Source organism: Lysinibacillus sp. 10T31, from assembly GCF_056394365.1.
Genome location: NZ_JBFTHS010000002.1, coordinates 44,817 through 62,574, shown reverse-complemented (window position 1 = coordinate 62,574; position 17,758 = coordinate 44,817). Strand labels below are relative to the sequence as shown.

Genomic DNA, 17,758 nt, shown 5'->3' with positions numbered 1-17,758 from the left:
TGCACATACTACATGTGTAAAGGAGGAGAAACATATGACTATTTTAGAAAACTGGCAAAAATGGACATCGTTTTTAGGTCAAAATGTTATGCGAGCAGAATCAAGCGGTATGCCAACAAAAATGATTCAACAGGCCGCTGTACAAATTGGAGAATATTTGGCGACAAATGTCGATCCTAAAAATGAACAAGAGCGAGTGCTGTCGGATTTATGGGGCGTTGCCTCCGAAGATGAAAAACAAGCATTGGCGAATTGTGTCATTAAACTTGTAGAAAATAAACCTGTGCAGTAAAACGAAGAGGAGAACTATCTCCTCTTTTTTTCTGTATAAAAAAGTGATTTTTGCATTGAAAAGGGAACGTATGTAAGCCTATTCTGTACGTTCAAAAAAAAAATAGTAAGTTTTTAAAAATAACGCCATAATTCCATGTATTCTAACTTTCCATTACATAAAAAATCAGCTATGATGGAACTTATAAAGGATTTTTTACGTTAACTAATAGGAAGGGAACGAGTGTGTTTGAGCGATTGGTACTTTGAATATGAAATTCAGGTGAATCGCCCTGGATTATTAGGAGATATTGCTTCACTTTTAGGGATGCTTCGGGTCAATATTATTTCAATAAATGGTGTCGATGAGGATCGACGTGGTATGTTAGTGCATACAGACAACGATGAGACAATTGAGCGTTTTCGTACAATTGTTTCGACAATGGAACATATTAACGTTACCAAATTTCGACAACCTAAACTCCGTGATCGTTTAGCCATTAGGCACGGTCATTATATTCCTCGAGATGCAGATGAAAAAAATACCTTCCGCTTCGTACGAGATGAACTTGGTATATTAGTTGACTTTATGGCTGAGCTCTTTAAAAAAGAAGGGCATAAGCTTATTGGGATACGTGGAATGCCTCGTGTAGGAAAAACCGAATCGATTGTAGCGGCTAGTGTATGTGCCAATAAAAAATGGATTTTTTTATCGTCTACAATGATTAAGCAGACTGTTCGCAATAAACTTGCTGGTGATGAATTCAGTGACAATAATATTTTTATATTAGATGGTATTGTGACACGTCGTTCATCTGATGAGAGACATTTGCAACTAGTGCGTGAGATGATGAGTATGCCTTCCATTAAGGTCATCGAGCATCCAGATATGTTTGTTCAGCATTCAGAATATAAGATAGAGGATTTTGATTATATCATTGAATTGCGTCATCACCCAGATGAAGAAATTACGTATGAAATAATGGAAAAAAGCCATATGATGTCCGAATCTAATTCATTTGGTGGATTTAATTTTTAATTTGATATTAAAGTAGGTGTTATGAGTGGCAGAATTAGGGACTCGACTGAAAGAGGCGAGACTGTCTAAAGGCTACAGCTTAGACGATTTACAAGAAATAACAAAAATTCAAAAGCGTTATTTAATAGGTATTGAAGAGGGCAATTATTCGATTATGCCTGGCTCATTTTATGTACGAGCTTTTATTAAACAATATGCTGACGCTGTTGGTTTGGACGCAGAGGAGCTTTTAGAAACTTATAAAAGCGAGCTGCCAGGTACTCCAAACAATCAAGTAAGTCAATCGATGACTAGTAGTCCAAGTAGAAGAAAAGTTTCAAAAGGTCCTTCGACTAAAATGATGGAGGCAATGCCGAAAATAATCGTTGGTTTATTTATCATTGTCATTATTGTAGTGATTTGGGTGCTTATGCAGAATAGAAATAGTGCAGGGCCAAATGATACAGACAGTACAAATCCAGCAGAAATGGAATATGATACAAAAATAAAACCAATAGATACAGAAAAAGATAAAGAAAAAGAGCAAAAAAAAGCTCAAGCAAATGACAAACAAGAGTCAACAGATTCAACACAAGATACACCTGACGAAAAGCAAACTGAAGAGGTTAAACAAGCGATTTCAGCAGGGGCTGTTGAAGCGGATGGTGCTACAACTTCTTATACTTTAACAGGTGCAGATACATTTAAAATACGTATTGAAGTATCAGGTCCTACATTTATCGGTATTCGAAACCAACAGCAACAGGAAATACTAACAGATACTCGTGTATATAATGCAGGAGAAGTAGTAGAATTCGACGCAACATCTCAAAATTACGCACGTATCCGCTTAGGTAATTCTTCGCAAGCTAAAGTATACATTAATGACGAGCCTTTAACGTATGCACAGCAAATTGTAACGCAAAACATCGTCATCAATTTCAATAAAGAATAGTAGTCATCTAGCGATGACTACTTTCTTTCATCATGAAAGGTGTTAGAAAAATGAACATTCCAAATAAAATTACCATCTCTCGAATCTTACTTATTCCGTTCTTTGTCATTGTTATGATGTTTGATTTTGGCTGGGGAACAATGTCACTATTCGGTGCAGAGATGCCTGTTCATCATTTTGTAGGTGCACTCATTTTTATTATTGCTTCAACGACTGATTGGGTGGATGGTTTTTATGCACGTAAGTACAATCTTGTGACAACATTTGGGAAATTTTTAGACCCACTTGCTGACAAATTACTAGTTTCAGCAGCTTTTATTTTAATGGTAGAGCTTGATATGGCGTCTGCATGGATAATAATAATTATTATTAGCCGTGAGTTTGCAGTAACTGGCCTGCGTTTAATATTGGCAGGTGAAGGAGAAGTTGTTGCGGCTAACCAGCTTGGTAAAATTAAAACGTGGGCTCAAATTGTGGCCATCGGAGCAGCACTTTTACACAATACAATCTTTACACTTATTGGTATTCCATTCGATACAATTATGCTATATATTGCATTGTTCTTTACACTATGGTCTGGATGGGATTATTTCTATCTAAATCGACGTGTCTTACTTGAGTCTAAATAAGAGAGGTCTTGAGGATCATGAATGCTGAAATTCTTGCGGTTGGCTCAGAGTTATTGCTTGGTCAGATTTCGAACACAAATGCAAGATTTATTTCTAGTCAGTTGTCCGAGTTAGGGATCAACGTGTATTATCACACTGTTGTTGGAGATAATGCACAACGTTTAGAAGAGGCTATTTCCGTTGCGGAGACTCGTGCTGATTTAATCATTTTCTCTGGTGGGCTTGGACCTACAAAGGATGATTTAACAAAGGAAACGATTGCGCGCCATCTTGACGTTTCTCTCGAATTTGATGATATCGCACTGGTTAATATTGAGCAGTTTTTTGCAAAACGAGGACGTCCAATGACGGATAATAATCGTAAGCAGGCTTTAATACTAGCGGGTAGTGAGGTGCTTGCAAACCATCACGGTATGGCACCTGGCATGATATTAACAAAGGATGGGCGTACGTATATTTTACTTCCAGGGCCACCAAAAGAGCTTGAGCCAATGTTCCAGTTTGAAGCAAAGCCAAAGCTTGGTGCGATGTTAAATGCTGGAGGGGTAATTACATCGCATGTTATGCGTTTTTATGGAATTGGAGAGGCGGAGCTTGAGGTTCGTGTCCAAAATATTTTAGATTCGCAAACAAACCCAACTGTTGCTCCACTTGCTTCTGACGGTGAGGTTACATTACGTGTAACAGCCAAAGCAGAAACGGAGCAAGAAGCGCAGCAGCTTATTGCCGCAAAGGTAGCAGAGATTCAAGCGCTTGTTGGGAACTATCAATACGGTATAGATGATGATTCTCTTGCCTCTAAAACAGTAGAAATGTTACTAGACAATAAGTTAACAATTTCTGCAGCAGAAAGTTTAACAGCGGGATTATTTCAGTCAGAGCTTGCTGAAATACCAGGTGTAGGGGATGCCCTTGTTGGTGGCGTTGTTACGTATACTGAAGAGGCTAAGATTAAACAACTAGATATTTCTAAGGAATTATTAACTACACATGGGATTGTAAGCAGTGAATGTGCAGCGGCTATGGCTAGTGCTGTGCGTAAAAAATTTGGTACAGATATAGGTATTGGATTAACAGGTGCGGCAGGTCCTACAGCCCATGATCATCAACCAGTAGGGACGGTTTGGATTGGTCTTGCCATTGGCGATGAAAAACCGATAACGTATTTACTTCATTTATCGGGTATGCGAAATACAAACCGACTGCGCGCTGCGAAATTTACTTGTCATTACTTAATGCAGCTTTTGGAAGAAAGAGGCTTTAAAAAACGTTAATCAATTCTGCCCGGCATAAATATAGGTTCATCATCAAAAGTTGTAGATAAGATTTTTGTTAAAATGTTTACTTTGTAAATAAGTTGATTGGAGTGGAGGCTCGGCGACTCCTCGGGGATTAGCGATTAGAGGAACGAAGGCTAAAACCATCACGTCCTGTGATAACGCCTTCGTGACCAACATCCTGTTGGCCCGAGACCCTGCAGCGAAGCGAAGCGGCCCCAGGAAGCTCTGCTCTGTGCGAAAGCGAAGCGGCAGCAACAAATGTTTTATCTGCGCGAAAGCGAAGCGGCAGCGGCAAAGCGCCCAGCCGGAACGGAAATCAACCACACATTTTGATGATGATCCATAATATAGTTAAAATAGAAATTTGGGTAATGGAAAGTTACCCAAATTTTTATTTTGAAGAAAAACGAATAAATGTTCGCTTTTTTCTTGCGTCTTCTCTTAAAAACAAGTATAGTAGAGATAGAGAAAAACAGTGAACAGTTTTCGAAGGAGGAAAATGAATGAGTGATCGTAAAGCTGCCTTAGAACAGGCGTTAAAACAAATTGAAAAGAATTTTGGCAAAGGTTCTATCATGAAACTTGGCGAAAAGACCGATTTAGAAATCGCTACATCTTCAAGTGGTTCGTTAGCACTTGATGCTGCATTAGGTGTTGGTGGGTATCCACGTGGACGTATTATTGAAGTATACGGCCCTGAATCATCAGGTAAAACAACGGTTGCTCTTCATGCCATTGCAGAGGTTCAGGCAAATGGTGGACAAGCAGCGTTTATCGATGCTGAGCATGCGTTAGATCCAATCTATGCACAAAAATTGGGCGTCGATATTGATGAGCTTCTATTATCTCAACCAGATACAGGAGAGCAGGCGCTTGAAATTGCAGAAGCATTAGTGCGTAGTGGTGCTATCGATATCATCGTTATTGACTCAGTAGCAGCATTAGTTCCGAAAGCGGAAATCGAAGGAGATATGGGTGATTCGCATGTTGGTTTACAAGCGCGTTTAATGTCTCAGGCCTTACGTAAGCTTTCAGGTGCTATCAATAAATCAAAAACGATTGCTATTTTCATTAACCAAATACGTGAAAAAATTGGTGTAATGTTCGGAAACCCAGAAACAACACCTGGTGGACGTGCACTTAAATTCTATAGCTCCGTTCGCTTAGAAGTACGTCGTGCAGAAGCTATTAAACAAGGCAATGACATTATGGGTAACCGAACAAAAATTAAAATTGTGAAAAACAAAGTAGCACCACCATTCCGTACAGCTGAAGTTGATATTATGTACGGTGAAGGAATTTCAAAAGAGGGCGAAACAGTCGATTTAGGTGTTGAACTTGACATCGTTCAAAAAAGCGGTTCTTGGTATGCTTACGGTGATGAGCGCCTAGGTCAAGGTCGTGAAAATGCTAAACAGTATTTAAAAGAAAATCCAGCTGTACTAGACGACATCGCAAATAAAATCCGTGCTTCTTACGGTATTGCATCATCATCTTACACAATTGCTGCGCATGATGATGAGGAAGAAATGGATGATGAATTAAAGCTTCTTCTAGAAGATAAATAATATAAATGCATTGTTCCCACTCTTTATAGTGAGAGCAATGCATTTTTTTGTTTACACATACTGGGGAATATGGTTTTATAATATTTATTAGGGTATCCATTCATTTAGCTCATCACCGAAAGTGGTTGGCCATAAAGAGAAATGGGGAAGCTTCATATTTTCGTTTTGTAAAAATAATTCCTAAGTACTGCTTCTAGGCATTAATGTTAAAAGTTAAAATAAGCGTTAGTGTAAAAAGCATTAGGTAATTAATTCTCTTAATGGATATGGCTGACTTTTTTTCTTTGGAGGGCGAACAGATGACCGACTATCCTTGACAGAGCTTGAGGCTAGCTATACAATTAAATATGTATAATTTCTGAATTATGACTTTAAATAGGCAGTACATTCTGACTTCATTTATAATGGCCTTTAAAGACCTATTAAATGAAGATGAAGAATCTGGCAGATGTCAAGGGTTTTGAAAGAAATGAGTAATAAGATGTTAGCCTTAGATCTGTGTATCCTGCGAGAACGGCTAACGTATCTGCAACGGTAAAAACGCCAACTGTGACTTTACCGAGTGCCCGACATCGTATCGGCTCTCGTGCAGACCTGAACAAATTCAAAATCCGAGACGCAATTATTTTGCCAAGGCGAAATTGATGTATGCGCCGACTGAAACTGTAATACCCAAATAGCAAGAGGAGGTGTTCATATGGATGGAATTACTATCATCTCCGCTTTGCTTGGACTCATCGTTGGTGCCGCTGTTAGCTTTATCTACATGAAAAAAGTGAATGACTCAAAAATCACTGGTGCTAAACATGTCGCTGAAACAATCGTTGAAGAAGGAAAACGAGAAGCGGAGGCATTGAAGAAAGAAGCACTACTTGAAGCCAAAGATGAAACTCACAAATTTCGTACTGAAGCAGAAAATGACATTCGTGAACGTCGTTCAGAACTTCAGAAACAAGAGAACCGTTTATTGCAAAGAGAAGAGAATCTTGATCGCAAAGATGATGCTCTAAATAAGAGAGAAGCAAGCTTAGAGCGTAAAGAACAAGCTTTAAGCGAAAGACAACAGCATATTGAACAGATGGAAAGCAAAGTGGACGAGCTCGTTGCCTTGCAAAAATCAGAGCTAGAGCGAATTTCTGCTTTAACTAGAGATGAAGCAAAAGCTATTATCTTAGGAGAAGTAGAAAAAGAGCTAACAACTGATATTGCTGTGATGACGAAGGAAGCTGAGACACGTGCGAAGGAAGAATCAGATAAAAAAGCACGTGAAATTTTATCACTGGCACTGCAGCGTTTTGCAGCCGATCATGTTGCTGAGACAACAGTATCTGTCGTGAACTTGCCAAATGATGAAATGAAAGGTCGTATTATTGGTCGTGAAGGTCGAAACATCCGAACTTTGGAAACGCTAACAGGTATAGATTTAATTATTGATGATACTCCAGAGGCGGTTATTTTATCAGGCTTTGATCCAATTCGTCGTGAAACGGCTCGACTTGCACTTGAAAAACTTGTACAGGATGGCCGCATTCACCCTGCTCGAATTGAGGAAATGGTGGAAAAAGCTCGTCGTGAAGTGGATGAACAAATCCGCGAAACAGGAGAGCAAACAACATTTGAAATTGGCATTCATAACTTACATCCAGATTTAATGAAAATTTTAGGCCGTATGAAATATCGTACAAGCTATGGACAAAACGTTCTAAAGCATTCCATTGAGGTTGCGCATTTAGCAGGCTTACTTGCTGCTGAACTTGGTGAAGATGTAGCATTAGCTCGCCGTGCAGGTTTATTACATGATATTGGTAAGGCAATTGACCATGAAGTTGAAGGTAGCCATGTCGAAATCGGTGTGGAATTAGCAACGAAATACAAGGAACATCCAGTCGTAATAAACAGTATTGCTTCTCACCATGGTGATACAGAAGCAACATCTGTCATCGCGGTATTAGTGGCTGCAGCTGATGCATTATCAGCGGCTCGTCCAGGTGCTCGAAGTGAGACGCTTGAAAACTATATCCGTAGACTTGAAAAGTTAGAGGAAATTTCTGAAAGCTATGATGGTGTAGAAAAATCCTTTGCGATTCAGGCAGGTCGTGAAATTCGTATAATTGTACAACCTGAAAAAATTGATGACTTAGCTTCACATCGCCTAGCGAGAGATATCCGTAAGCGAATTGAAGAAGAACTTGATTATCCAGGCCATATTAAAGTAACGGTTATTCGTGAAACACGTGCCGTAGAATACGCAAAATAAAATCATTAATAGATTTTATCTCAAAAGAAAGAATAGAATTTTCGAGTTGATATGCTAGGTGGATATTTGCACCAGATAATCACAGGAAAGCCTTGTCGCGGATTGCGGGCTCGAAATGTTTTTCTTATTAATGAGGACACTGAAAACTTTAGCAATTATAAAAATGAGTTAATTTTGCGAAAAAATAGGCAACTTCTTGTTCGGTTTCGAACAAAGAGTTGCCTATTTTTATTTGCTCTTTAGTTATCCAATAACCACTTCCTTAATAGTACTCATAATATTTATAGATTGAGCATAATAAAAGTATTGGACCTTTTCTAAATAAATATTAGAGAGGAGGATATTGATGGTTGATGTGCATAGTCATATCTTATGGAATGTAGATGATGGACCAAAAACGATGGCAGATACTATGCGATTGTTTGAACAAGCGGTTAAAGAAGGAATTAAAGAAATAATAGCCACTCCCCATTGCCATCACCCACAATATCATGCAAATTATAGCGCAGTGAAAAATCAAATTCACTTATTACAATCTGAACTCATTAAAAAAAGTATTCCTCTAACGCTTTTTACCGGACATGAAGTACGATTATCAGAAAAAATCATTCCACTCTATAAAACAAATCAAATCCACACATTAGCATGCTCTAATTATATGTTGTTAGAATTACCATCCTATACTGTACCGGCTTATACAATAAGAATTATTCGTGCATTACTGTCTGAAGGAATTATCCCAATTATTGCGCATCCAGAACGAAATAAAGCCATTGTTGAAAGGCCAATTTACTTAGAACGATTAATTTGCGAAGGAGCAAAAGCGCAAATAACTGCTGGCAGCTTAGCTGGTTATTTTGGTCGCACAATACAAAAGTGCTCACTTGAGCTAGTAAGGGCTAATTTAGTTCATACGTATGGATCGGATGTTCACAATCTATCATCTCGACCATTCTTTTTTGATGCAGGGCTTTGTTATTTAGAAAAGAAAAAAGAGTTAGATGCCGTCGATATATTACTCGAAAATAATGCAAGAATAATTGAAAACCAGCCTTTCATTATACAAGAACCTTGTAAAATCGAAGTGAGGAAATGGTGGAAGATTTTTTAGGATTAAGAGAAGAACTGTACTTATCTTGAGAAATATGTAAGTGAAAAATACGGAAAGCTTTAATGTCATTATTGAAATCGTTGACGGTAAATAAAGTATTACTGTGGCCAGATGGGTCTTGTCGACACCATTTGAATATATCCGACAACCGTAAACTTCACTGCAGATTTACATGCCATTGAACAATTCAAAAATGAGGACCAGCTTTATTACTTAAGCTCACGCACATTCAATGAGATTAATGCGATCTCTAAGCAAGGAACAGCCCTTGCCCTTGCTGAGTGAGGGGTGCCTGTCATTCAGTTTGAATTGGCACGGCTCGATGCTTACCATCTCGGCTATCTCATTTACTTCTATATGAAAGTGTACGCAATGAGTGCTTGCCTAATAAATGTAAATCCGTTTGTATCAACGAGGTGTCGAGGCAAATAAGAAAAAAATGCTTGAATTATTAAATGAACAGAAGGTGTCTCAATGAGTATAGTAGAAGACCAATACAGGCAATGGATAAAGGCAGTAGTTCCTACCTATCTAAAAGAAGAATTACTAGCCATTGTAAATGATGCATCACAAATTGAAGAGCGGTTTTATCAATACTTACAATTTGGTACAGCAGGTATGCGTGGTGTGTTAGGTGCAGGTACAAATCGGATGAATATCTACACGATTCGCCGAGCTGCATTCGGGCTAGCACAGTATATTACAGAAAACGGGGAAACGGCCAAACAACGAGGTGTTGTTATTGCCTATGATACACGCCATTTCTCAAAGGATTTTGCCATTGAAACAGCTCAAGTGCTTGGGGCATTAGGGGTGAAGGTATTTGTATTTAGCGAAGCACGCCCAACACCTGAATTATCATTTGCAGTAAGATATTTAAATGCTTTTGCAGGTGTGGTCATTACCGCTAGTCACAATCCAAAACAATATAATGGCTTTAAAGTTTATGGGGAGGACGGGGCTCAACTGACGCCGTCTGCAATTCAAACAATCATTGAAAAACTAGATGACATCCAAAATATTTTTGACATCCCAACAACATCATGGCACAAATTAGAACAGTATCTAACTGTGGAATGGATTTTACATAATATTGACCAAGCCTATCAAGATAAATTACACAGTTTAAAACAACGTACAAATATTGACTTCACTATACCAATTGTTTACTCACCTCTACATGGTGCAGGGCTAGTGCCGGTACAACAAGGTTTACAAGCATTTGGTTTTACAAACGTCCATATTGTAGAACAACAAGCTGTGCAAGATGGCGATTTCCCAACTATACCATATCCAAATCCAGAGGAAGCGGTAGCCTTTACGCATGCCATACAAAAAGGGAAAGAAACAGGTGCACAAATACTATTAGCAACCGATCCTGACGCTGATCGATTAGGTGTGGCAGTAAAAACAGAGCGTGGCTATCAATTATTAACCGGTAACCAATTAGGTGCACTCATCTTACAGTATTTGCTTGAGGCGAAAAAAGAAAAAAATGAGCTGCCTGAAAATGGAGTTTTGCTCAAAACAATTGTTACTTCTGAACTTGGTGCAGTAATTGCTAAGCAATATGGGATTGAAACTGTGAATACACTAACAGGCTTTAAATATATTGCAGAAAAGATTGCTGAGTACGACCAAACAAATGAAAAAAAATATATATTCGGATACGAAGAAAGTTATGGCTATTTGGTTCAAAGCTTTGTACGTGATAAAGATGCAGTCCAAGTTGCATTGGTAGTTGCAGAGATGGCGGCTTACTACGCAACAAAACAACAAACGTTACTAGATGTTCTAGACAATTTATTTAAACAATATGGCTATTATCAAGAAGCATTACAGTCACAAACATTTGAAGGCATTACAGGTCAAAAGGAAATGCAAGCTTTACTACAAAACCTTAGGGAAAATAGAATTTTTGACATTGCAGGCCAAAAGGTACTTGTAGTTGAAGATTACTTAACGCAACAAGCCATTCATCGAGATGGCTCCATTACAAAACTCAATTTACCAAAAGAAAATGTCTTAAAGTTTATTTTAGAAGATCAATCATGGATAGCGATTCGCCCTTCCGGAACAGAACCAAAATGTAAGTTTTACTTTGGTACAGTTGCTAGTACGAGAGAACAAGCACAACATAAGCTACAACAATTACAGGCAGCCTTTATGACAAATAAGTAGTTGAAGTACAGAGAGAAAGATGAAGAAAGTCAAAAAACAATCATCCCAGCAGCAGGTATTAGTTTTTGGCTGTATTCAAAAAATTTTTTTATACTATAAAATCTGTACTTTTAAGAAAAGGAGTAAATAGATCCAAAGATATTAATAGGCCATTTTTATAGAGCAAGATGAAAAAAAGTTCCTATTATTAACCTTAAAGGAGAAATGCCGGATGAATATTCTTATTAGCTGTCCTGGAAGAAGAGTAGAAATGTTAGAAGTGTTTAATCGTGAATTTGCGAAATTTAACATGGAGATAATAGCTACAGGTAATTCGAATATATTACCAGCCCTATATTCGGTGGAAAATTCATATATTGTACCATCGCTAGAAGATGATAATTATGTTGAAGAACTTTTGGAAATTTGTAAAGAGAATAATGTTAAAGCAATTCTAACTATGTTAGATAAAGATATAATGGTTCTCTCTAAAAATATTGATAAATTTAAAGAAATTGGGGTTATCCCAATCTTACCTAATTTAAGTATTGCAAATACTTGTGATGACAAGTATTTAACGTATGAATTTTTGACAACAAATGGGATTCGTTGTGCAAAGTCATACAATGATTTAGAAACTTTTGAAGATGATTATAGTAAAAATAAAATCTCGTTCCCTGTAATAGTCAAACCAAATAGTGCTGATGGTAGTAGGGGAGTTATTAAATGTACTAATTTGAAAGAACTAGAAAAGAGTTTTCATAATGGACATAAAAATATAATACAGGAGTTTTTAAATGGTACTGAGTATGATATAGATGCATATATTGATATTTATTCACAAAAAATGGTATCAATATTTGCAAAGGAAAAACTCTCAGTGACTATAGGTGGTGCTGATAAAGTCATTTCTTATAAGGATCTTAAGCTATTTGACCTTATTGAAGATTTATCTAATAAACTCAATATTACTGGTCCTATTGATGTAGATGTGTTCAAGGTTAATGGAGAATATTATATTGGGGAAATCAATCCTAGGTTTGGTGCGAACTATATATGTGCTTACGGGTGCGGTGTAAACTTCGTTGAATTATTAATAAACAATATAAATGGTAAAACGAATGTGAAGAATATTGGCAACTACAGTGATGGTATTTTAATGATGAAATATGAAAGGATTATGTTTAAAGCACCAAACGAAATAATAGGTGTTTAGAATGGAGCAAATGTTTTTCGTGTAAACTTATCCATGCTTATGTCCTTTATTTTGGATTTGGATGATTACTACCACCCAACCATTATAAAGGCTTTTTTTATGTCTAGTTAATATTGTAGAAAATTCGTTTCCAGAAACGCGTTGAATAATTATTTTAATGCGACGATAGTGGAATAAAGTATAAACTTACTTCGTATATTAGGATGAAAATCGAGTAAACCTTCCTGTTTTGGTTTTATTAATAATTAATCGCTATAAAGCAGAATTGAATTTATAGATTGAGAGAAAAAAAAGTTAGTTCTACAATCAGGGGGAGAAAATCAGGTGGAAAATATCTTGGTCAGTATTCACTGTCTCACGTATAATCACGAACAATATATAGCGGATGCAATTGAAAGTTTTTTAATGCAAAAAACAAATTTCAACTTTGAAATATTAATACATGATGATGCCTCGACAGATAGAACTGCAGACATTATTAGAGAGTATGAGAAGAAATACCCTAATTTGATAAAGCCTATCTATCAAACTGAAAATCAGTATTCCAAAGGTGTTTCTGTAAGTGCAATTAATATTAGCAGAGCATGCGGGAAATATATTGCTATTTGTGAGGGGGATGATTATTGGATAGATCCTTATAAATTGCAAAAACAATTCGATTATATGGAGAAGAATCCTGAATGTAGCCTATGTGTTCATGGTGGAAATGTAGTAAATGCTTCGGATAAGAAATGTGTATTATTTAACCGTCTAAATAAAGGAAATAAGGAATTCTCAGTTGAAGAAGTAATTGAAGGAGGAGGAGGTCTTTTTTTAACAAATTCCATGTTTTACCGACTGAAGTTTGGGAAGGAGGGACCAGACTTTCTTGTAAATGCCCCTGTTGGCGATTACCCTTTAGCTATTTATTTATCATTGCTAGGTACGGTGTACTATATGGATGAGTTGATGTCTTCGTATCGAGTAGGTGATAGTACTTCTTGGACAGGCAGAACTTTTTCTGATATAGAAGCAAAGAAGCAGCATTATCGTGAAATAGAAGATATGTTGGATGAAATAAATCTATATACGAACAATAAATTTAAGGATGCTATTGATAGGAGAAAGAATAGTACTCAGTTTTTACTTTTACTTGAACAGGGGAGATATAAAGAAGCAAAAACAGGAGAATATAGAGAACTATATTTAAATTTAGGATTAAAGAAAAAAATAATATTATTTATAAATCAATATAGTCCAAGTATCTCAAAGCTTCTTAGGTTTGTTAAAAGGAGGATTATAAATTGGACGATGATATAACAAAATCTAAAGTCCTTTCTTCTCTATTATGGAAGCTGTTAGAACGTGGAGGGACACAGGGAATTCAATTTATTGTGTTGATTGTACTAGCCCGTCTACTTCTTCCAGAGGACTTTGGGTTACTCGTTCTAGTTACCATTTTCATAACAATAGCTGGTGTGATAGTGCAGAGTGGATTTAACACAGCATTGATACAAAAGAAAAAAGTGGATGAAGCGGATTATTCATCTGTATTTTATTTAAACTTATTTGTTGCCATTAACCTGTATGTCATACTCTTTTTTATAGCCCCTTTCATAGCCTCATTTTTTGCAGAACCCCAACTACTATCTGTCTTAAGAATTCTTTCCTTAACATTGTTCTTCGGTGCGTTTAATTCAATTCAACATGTAGTTATTGCACGCAATATGCAGTTTAAAAAACTGTTCTTTAGTAGTTTGGGAGCCGTTATTATATCTGGTGTTGTTGGTATAACAATGGCCTATGCAGGATATGGTGTTTGGGCTTTAATTGGTCATCAAATGACAAACCAGCTTATAGTAACGGTCATTTTATGGTTTACAGTAAATTGGCGACCGAAGCTTATCTTTTCAATGGAGAGGCTCGGAAGTTTATTTGTGTTTGGATGGAAATTATTAGCTTCATCATTGATTGATACCCTTAATTCGAACATTCGAAATCTACTAATTGGTAAAATGTTTAGTCCTGCATTATTAGGTTTTTATAATCGCGGTGAGCAATTTCCTAGCGTAATTATTAACAACATTAATGGCTCAATACAATCCGTAATGTTTCCTACTTTATCCTTCCATCAAGATAATACAGAAAGAGTTAAGGTTATGGTACGTCGTTCAATCATTATGAGCTCATTTGTAATTTTTCCGATGATGTTCGGACTTGTAGCTATTGCTGAGCCTTTAGTTAAAATTTTGTTAACAGAAAAATGGCTACCTTCCGTGCCATTCTTACAAATTTTTTGTATTAGTTATGCATTATGGCCTATACATACTGCAAATTTACAAGCAATTAACGCTTTGGGACGTAGTGATATTTTTTTAAAACTAGAAATTGTAAAAACTATATTAGGATTGATTATTCTAGCTGTCAGTATCCCATTCGGTGTTCATATGATGGCTTTAGGAGTGCTCGGAGTTGGAATTTTATCGACTTTTATTAACGCATATCCAAATTTACAATTACTAAACTATAGCATTCAAGAACAGTGGAGAGATATAAAACCATCTTTGCTAACATCTTTAGTGATGGGGGCTATTGTTTTTCCAATCCACTTGATTGGGTTGACTGAGATTGTGACGCTCATTATTCAAATAATTGTAGGGGTCGTTTTATATGTAGGGTTAGCAAAAGTATTTAATTTTGATGCCTTTACTTATTTACTATCGATTATAAAAGGTCTGTTTAGAAGGAATACAACTACTAAAATTATTGTAAATGAGGAGGCCACAGAATGAAAAAATTATTAATGCTTGGTGGTGCACATTCTCAAATTCCAGCAATAAAAAAAGCAAGAGAAATGGGTCACTATGTTATTACTTGTGATTATATAAAAGAAAATCCAGGGCATCAATATGCGCATGATTACTATAATGTCAGCACTACAGATAAGGAAGGTGTCTTATCATTAGCAAAATCGTTAAACATTGATGGCATAGTTAGTTATGCGTCTGATCCTGCAGCACCTACTGCGGCTTATGTTGCTGAAAGGCTAGGACTACCGTCACATCCTTATGAATCTGTAGAGATATTGTCAAATAAGGATTTGTTTCGGGAGTTTCAGAAGAATAATAATTTTAACGTTCCAAGAGCAAAGGGCTATCGAGCAGCGGAAGAAGCTAAAGCTGATTTTCATAATTTTAAAATGCCTGTAATGATAAAACCTGTTGATTCTTCAGGCAGTAGAGGAGTCTCAAAAATAGATTCCATTGACATTTTGCAGGAAAAAATAGAGTACGCTTTAAGTTTTTCGAAAGTGAAACGTTTTATTGTGGAAGAGTATATAGAAAAGCATGGTTATCATGTTGGGGGGGATGGTTTTTCTGTAAATGGAAAGCTTGTTTTTCGTAGTTTTACAAATGAGCACTTTCCGACATTAGCATCACCAAATCCATTTGTCCCAGTTGGTTCAAGCTGGCCATGCAAAATGTCTGAGCATATTCAACAAAAAATTCATAAAGAAATTCAAAGAGCGTTGACTTTACTCAATATGAAATCAGGTGCCTATAATTTTGATATTCGAGTGGACGAACAAGAAAATATTTATCTTATCGAGATAGCTGCCAGGAATGGTGGTGATTGGATTCCACAAGTAACAAAATATGCAACTAGTGTAGATATGATCGAATATACAATTAAGGCGGCTTTAGGTGAGGATTGTAATGATTTGACTATGGTTGAACCACAAGGATATTGGTCGGTGTATGTATTGAATAGTGAAACTAGTGGAGTATTTATAAATGTGGAAATGCATGATGAAATAGAAAATGGCATTGTTGAATATGAATTGCTAGTTAAATCAAAAAGTCACATTAAAGCATTTTCAGGATCTAATGAAAAATTGGGCACTATGATACTACAATTTCCTTCAGAAGATGACATGTTAGAAAAAATGGAGCATATCACAAACTTCGTGAAGGTAAATGTTGAGTATTCATTTGTGAAAATAAATAACGTCAAGAAGGTGAATATATGAAGCCTATTCAAGTTACACAAACATCAATGCCTGGTTTTATGGAATTCTCTGAAGAAATTAGAGATCTTTGGGATAGTCGGTGGTTGACCAATATGGGCGTAAAGCATAATGCTTTAGAAGCTGAATTGAAACGGTATTTGAATACAAAAAATATTACGCTATTTTCTAACGGGCACCTAGCATTAGAATACGCGATTGAAGCTTTTCAATTAACTGGCGAAGTCATCACCACACCTTTTACATTTGCATCGACAACGCATGCAATCGTACGAAAAGGTTTAACACCAGTTTTTGCTGACATTAATCTTAATGATTACACCATAGAAACAGATAATATTGAAAGGTTAATAACAGATAAAACATCCGCTATTATAGCCGTTCATGTGTACGGAAATATATGTAATATAAAAGAGATTGAAAGTATAGCAAGTAAATATAATCTAAAGGTCATATTTGATGCTGCTCATGCCTTCGGGGTAACGGTAGGTGGTGAAAGTGTTGCAAACTTTGGTGATGCTTCCATGTTTAGTTTCCATGCAACTAAAGTTTTTCACACTATTGAGGGTGGAGCATTAACCATTAAAGATTCTAACATAAAAGACTTATTAAATATTTATAAAAATTTTGGTATTACTGGACCTGAAACAATTCAGTATATAGGTGGTAATGCTAAGATGAATGAATTTCAGGCAGCAATGGGTTTGTGCAATCTCCGGAATATAGATATGGAAATAGGGAAGCGAAAGAAAGTATTTGAGAGATATGTTGAACATCTCAGTGGTATCAAAGGTATTAAATTATTGCCTCCTCCAAAAGATGTGTCGAGTAATTATGCATACCTCCCTGTTGTATTTGATGGTTTCCAACTTTCGCGGGATGAAGTGTATGAGAAATTAATGAAACATAATATTTTTTCCCGAAAGTATTTTTATCCTTTAACGAATAGCTTTGAATGTTTCAGAGAAAAGTTCAATGCTGAAGATACACCTATCGCAAAATATATTGCAGAGAGAGTTTTAACATTACCATTGTATGGGGAGCTCATGCTAGAAGATGTAGATAAAATTTGTATACTTTTGAAAGAATAGTATACAAGTTATCTGTAAAACAAAAGAATTTGCAAGTCGTAGATTATATAGAAGCAGAGCTATTTAATTTAATGAAAAAATGAAAATTATCATCATTGGAATGGGCTTCGTGCCTCTAATTTCCAAAAGATGATCTTTATGTTGTAGTTTGTAGACAAGAGGAAATTTACATGGAGTTAGAATTCTATGATTATCAA

At 36.4% G+C, this 17,758-nt stretch carries 15 protein-coding genes; all 15 read left to right on the top strand.

Translation table 11 applies throughout. From position 1 onward, the window contains the following. Positions 1 to 34: 34 nt before the first annotated feature. The 15 genes from AC1DCY_RS01560 to AC1DCY_RS01490 all read left to right on the top strand — a co-directional run bounded on the left by AC1DCY_RS01560 (position 35) and on the right by AC1DCY_RS01490 (position 17,561). Positions 35 to 292 carry a DUF3243 domain-containing protein gene (locus AC1DCY_RS01560; RefSeq protein ID WP_460011044.1) on the top strand — a complete coding sequence of 86 codons (258 nt, stop codon included), beginning with the start codon at positions 35 to 37 and terminating at the stop codon, positions 290 to 292. Between the two features lie 228 nt (positions 293 to 520). Further along, positions 521 to 1,309 carry a DUF3388 domain-containing protein gene (locus AC1DCY_RS01555; RefSeq protein WP_477347109.1) on the top strand — a complete coding sequence of 263 codons (789 nt, stop codon included), beginning with the start codon at positions 521 to 523 and terminating at the stop codon, positions 1,307 to 1,309. A gap of 25 nt (positions 1,310 to 1,334) precedes the next feature. Continuing rightward, on the top strand, positions 1,335 to 2,243 hold the full coding sequence (locus AC1DCY_RS01550) for a helix-turn-helix domain-containing protein (protein ID WP_477346840.1): 909 nt from the start codon (positions 1,335 to 1,337) through the stop codon (positions 2,241 to 2,243). A 50-nt stretch (positions 2,244 to 2,293) separates the two neighbouring features. Beyond that, positions 2,294 to 2,872, top strand: a complete 579-nt coding sequence (pgsA, locus tag AC1DCY_RS01545; RefSeq protein ID WP_477346838.1) for a CDP-diacylglycerol--glycerol-3-phosphate 3-phosphatidyltransferase — start codon at positions 2,294 to 2,296, stop codon at positions 2,870 to 2,872. Positions 2,873 to 2,889: 17 nt separating this feature from the next. Continuing rightward, positions 2,890 to 4,146: a competence/damage-inducible protein A gene (locus AC1DCY_RS01540; RefSeq protein WP_477346836.1), complete on the top strand. Its 1,257-nt coding sequence runs from the start codon at positions 2,890 to 2,892 to the stop codon at positions 4,144 to 4,146. Positions 4,147 to 4,318: 172 nt separating this feature from the next. Beyond that, the gene (locus tag AC1DCY_RS01535; RefSeq protein ID WP_477346834.1) at positions 4,319 to 4,498 is read left to right on the top strand and encodes a hypothetical protein; all 180 of its coding nucleotides are present in this window, start codon (positions 4,319 to 4,321) and stop codon (positions 4,496 to 4,498) included. A 157-nt stretch (positions 4,499 to 4,655) separates the two neighbouring features. Then, positions 4,656 to 5,720 carry a recombinase RecA gene (recA, locus tag AC1DCY_RS01530; RefSeq protein WP_477346832.1) on the top strand — a complete coding sequence of 355 codons (1,065 nt, stop codon included), beginning with the start codon at positions 4,656 to 4,658 and terminating at the stop codon, positions 5,718 to 5,720. Between the two features lie 697 nt (positions 5,721 to 6,417). Next, positions 6,418 to 7,977, top strand: coding sequence for a ribonuclease Y (rny, locus tag AC1DCY_RS01525; protein WP_477346830.1), 1,560 nt, complete (start codon positions 6,418 to 6,420; stop codon positions 7,975 to 7,977). 346 nt (positions 7,978 to 8,323) lie between these two features. Further along, positions 8,324 to 9,088, top strand: a complete 765-nt coding sequence (locus tag AC1DCY_RS01520) for a tyrosine-protein phosphatase (RefSeq protein ID WP_477346828.1) — start codon at positions 8,324 to 8,326, stop codon at positions 9,086 to 9,088. Between the two features lie 474 nt (positions 9,089 to 9,562). Then, positions 9,563 to 11,269 carry a phospho-sugar mutase gene (locus AC1DCY_RS01515; RefSeq protein ID WP_477346826.1) on the top strand — a complete coding sequence of 569 codons (1,707 nt, stop codon included), beginning with the start codon at positions 9,563 to 9,565 and terminating at the stop codon, positions 11,267 to 11,269. A 211-nt stretch (positions 11,270 to 11,480) separates the two neighbouring features. After that, on the top strand, positions 11,481 to 12,464 hold the full coding sequence (locus AC1DCY_RS01510) for an ATP-grasp domain-containing protein (protein ID WP_477346824.1): 984 nt from the start codon (positions 11,481 to 11,483) through the stop codon (positions 12,462 to 12,464). A gap of 324 nt (positions 12,465 to 12,788) precedes the next feature. Beyond that, positions 12,789 to 13,763, top strand: a complete 975-nt coding sequence (locus AC1DCY_RS01505) for a glycosyltransferase family 2 protein (RefSeq protein WP_477346822.1) — start codon at positions 12,789 to 12,791, stop codon at positions 13,761 to 13,763. Further along, positions 13,748 to 15,235, top strand: coding sequence for a lipopolysaccharide biosynthesis protein (locus tag AC1DCY_RS01500; RefSeq protein ID WP_477346820.1), 1,488 nt, complete (start codon positions 13,748 to 13,750; stop codon positions 15,233 to 15,235). Before AC1DCY_RS01505 ends, AC1DCY_RS01500 begins: the two co-directional genes overlap by 16 nt. Then, a complete protein-coding gene (locus AC1DCY_RS01495; RefSeq protein ID WP_477346818.1) occupies positions 15,232 to 16,473 on the top strand; it encodes an ATP-grasp domain-containing protein in 1,242 nt (413 codons plus the stop codon). The genes AC1DCY_RS01500 and AC1DCY_RS01495 overlap by 4 nt, the downstream gene beginning before the upstream one ends. Further along, entirely contained in the window at positions 16,470 to 17,561 is a 1,092-nt protein-coding gene (locus AC1DCY_RS01490) for a DegT/DnrJ/EryC1/StrS family aminotransferase (protein ID WP_477346816.1), read from the top strand. The genes AC1DCY_RS01495 and AC1DCY_RS01490 overlap by 4 nt, the downstream gene beginning before the upstream one ends. The last annotated feature ends 197 nt before the right edge of the window (positions 17,562 to 17,758 follow it).

What these genes read in the sequence shown, in the direction of transcription:
- AC1DCY_RS01560 (WP_460011044.1), top strand. Translation starts at nt 35, where the DNA reads ATGACTATTTTAGAAAACTGGCAAAAATGGACATCGTTTTTAGGTCAA.
- rny (WP_477346830.1), top strand. Translation starts at nt 6,418, where the DNA reads ATGGATGGAATTACTATCATCTCCGCTTTGCTTGGACTCATCGTTGGT.
- AC1DCY_RS01510 (WP_477346824.1), top strand. Translation starts at nt 11,481, where the DNA reads ATGAATATTCTTATTAGCTGTCCTGGAAGAAGAGTAGAAATGTTAGAA.
- AC1DCY_RS01490 (WP_477346816.1), top strand. Translation starts at nt 16,470, where the DNA reads ATGAAGCCTATTCAAGTTACACAAACATCAATGCCTGGTTTTATGGAA.
- AC1DCY_RS01540 (WP_477346836.1), top strand. Translation starts at nt 2,890, where the DNA reads ATGAATGCTGAAATTCTTGCGGTTGGCTCAGAGTTATTGCTTGGTCAG.
- AC1DCY_RS01520 (WP_477346828.1), top strand. Translation starts at nt 8,324, where the DNA reads ATGGTTGATGTGCATAGTCATATCTTATGGAATGTAGATGATGGACCA.
- AC1DCY_RS01495 (WP_477346818.1), top strand. Translation starts at nt 15,232, where the DNA reads ATGAAAAAATTATTAATGCTTGGTGGTGCACATTCTCAAATTCCAGCA.
- AC1DCY_RS01515 (WP_477346826.1), top strand. Translation starts at nt 9,563, where the DNA reads ATGAGTATAGTAGAAGACCAATACAGGCAATGGATAAAGGCAGTAGTT.
- recA (WP_477346832.1), top strand. Translation starts at nt 4,656, where the DNA reads ATGAGTGATCGTAAAGCTGCCTTAGAACAGGCGTTAAAACAAATTGAA.
- pgsA (WP_477346838.1), top strand. Translation starts at nt 2,294, where the DNA reads ATGAACATTCCAAATAAAATTACCATCTCTCGAATCTTACTTATTCCG.